The organism is Ferruginibacter paludis (assembly GCF_030409685.1).
In the GTDB taxonomy this organism is placed as follows: domain Bacteria; phylum Bacteroidota; class Bacteroidia; order Chitinophagales; family Chitinophagaceae; genus Ferruginibacter; species Ferruginibacter paludis.
On sequence record NZ_JAUFQJ010000021.1, the window covers coordinates 1 to 2,225 of the forward strand.

A 2,225-nucleotide genomic window follows, 5' to 3' on the forward strand; every position below is an offset into this window, starting at 1 on the left:
CGTTGTTGCTGTAGGCATAGTTCGATAAAGGATTCGATGGCATTAAATCGATTAACTTCTTATAAGCACTTTTATCTTTATCCTTGCTGGTCATGATGCCATTCATAACTTCGAAGTTCGAAATGTACTGAATATAATCTTCGTTGGTTAAATCTTTATAGATGCCGTTGGCGATAAAAATATCTTTAAAGCCGTCATTGTTTAAATCGGTAATCAATGCTCCCCAGCTCCAGTCTGTTGCATGTACACCTGCCAGGCGGGCTATCTCGCTAAACGTATTGTTACCATTATTTAGTTGAAGCGTATTTCTTGTAAACTGGTTCCAGTAATCATATTTCAAATCAAGGGTGTATTTATCCCAGTTTTCAAAAGTGGTGTTTACCTTAATGCGGGCCTCTTTTTCCGGCAGCATTTCGGTAACAAAAATATCAGGATGCCCATCATTGTTGATATCGCCCATATCAGCACCCATCGAGGCATTGCTGATGCTGTGCAACTGATCTTCCAGTGATTCTTTAAAAGTTCCGTTCTTATTATTGATGTATAAATAATCCCGTTCAAAAAAATCGTTGGAAACATAAATATCCTGCCAGCCATCTCCGTTCACATCACCAACCGTTACGCCCAGGCCAAATCCAATCACGCTTCCATAAATACCGGCGGCAGCGCTGATATCAGTAAAATGCCCATTGTCATTTCTGAAGAATTTATGGCCGCCCAGGGAATCCCGAACGTTGCGTTCATTCTGCTGCAGGTTAAAACTGCCGATGGCTTTAAAAGAATTATTCAGCAGGAACAAATCCAGGTCGCCATCGTGATCAAAATCAAAGAAAGCGGCGTGGGTGGAATACCCTTTATCTGCAAGTCCGTATTCTTCTGCCCGTTCTGTAAAAGTGTTATTGCCATTGTTGATGTACAACTCGTTTTGCTTATTGTCGCCTTTTATATCGCCGCTGTTACATACATAAATATCTAAAAAGCCATCCCCGTTTACATCTGCCATACTAACACCGGTGGACCATTTCGCTTTTTTTTGGATGCCTGATTTTTCAGTAATATCCTCAAACTTAAAATTGCCTTTGTTTAGAAAGAGGCGATTGGGCAGCATGTTAGCAGTAAAAAAAACATCAACCAGGCCATCATTATTAATGTCGCCCAATGCCACACCACAGCCGTTGTAAAAATTACGGTAGGTAAAAATATTGAATGCATCATCAACAGGTAACTGGTTGCTGAAGTTGATGCCTGTTGAATCTGCCGGAAGCTGATCAAATAATTTCGGTTCCGTTTTTTCAGTATGACCGCAGGCTGTAATTAAAAAAAGTACAGGCAGCAGATACAGAAAATATGGATGGATGTTTTTCACGGCTTTGTCATTTATACACTCACTTAATACCATGTTGCTTTTTTATCTTTTCTTCCTCCAGCAAATCCGTGAATTCAGATTTAACAATCATATCGTCAAATTTGCCGAGTACTAATCTGCGGTTGCCATCTACTTTGACATAGACCGTTCTCTTATCCTTATCGGTCATTGTAATAAAATCATTTCCTCCCGGGTACCATTTCTTATATAGTTGCAATACATCCGGCAATAGTGAATCTGAAAACTGGGCTTTGTTCCAGGGCGCCCAGGCATTGTATTGAAAAGTGACCCGCATGTTGGCAACCTTATTATCAATAAAGTCTGGGTAAAAGTTCATACTTGCAGGAAACCTTAAGCCTGAATCAATTTTATAAAGCACCATGGTGTTGTTGGCACCGTCTGATATAATTCCTTTTTTATTTAATTCCCAGCAATACCCATAAAATGCTTTACTCGTCATGCCAAAGCTGATTCCCAGAAAGAGACTGTCAACTCTTACTCCTTTTGCCAATTCCTTTTTTACAAGCTTATCGTACTGATCGGTAACCGAAGATTTACAACTGCAAACTCCCACCAGTATCACCACTAAAAAAAAATAACTACTACTTTTTCTGCTATTAAACCTCATCATTTTTGTTGAAATATTTTTGGTTGATCATTGTTCCTGGCTACAATTACCAGGTTCTTTTTTTTGTTTTTGATATTGATAATATCTCTCACCGCACCTTTTATAAAAAAGCCTGATTGACTTTCATTAACCGCCTTAAAATTTCCTTTACCATCGCCTTTCAGCAGCAAGCCATAGCTGGCATCGTAAATACCTGCCTCCGGTTTACTCTGGTAAAAGTTGCCACCCAGC

3 protein-coding genes are annotated in these 2,225 nt (G+C 39.5%); all 3 read right to left on the reverse strand.

The annotated features are described in order from the left end of the window. Positions 1-1,366: FG-GAP repeat domain-containing protein (locus QWZ08_RS23740; RefSeq protein ID WP_290340101.1), on the reverse strand; the 1,366-nt coding region annotated here is incomplete at its 3' end. Between the two features lie 19 nt (positions 1,367-1,385). Then, positions 1,386-1,997, reverse strand: a complete 612-nt coding sequence (locus QWZ08_RS23745; protein ID WP_290340103.1) for a hypothetical protein — start codon at positions 1,995-1,997, stop codon at positions 1,386-1,388. Continuing rightward, the coding region (locus QWZ08_RS23750; protein WP_290340104.1) for a hypothetical protein at positions 1,994-2,225 on the reverse strand (232 nt) is incomplete at its 5' end. The genes QWZ08_RS23745 and QWZ08_RS23750, both read right to left, overlap by 4 nt.

Excerpts from the sequence above, each read along its gene's own strand:
- QWZ08_RS23745 (WP_290340103.1), bottom strand. The coding sequence starts at position 1,997 with ATGATGAGGTTTAATAGCAGAAAAAGTAGTAGTTATTTTTTTTTAGTG.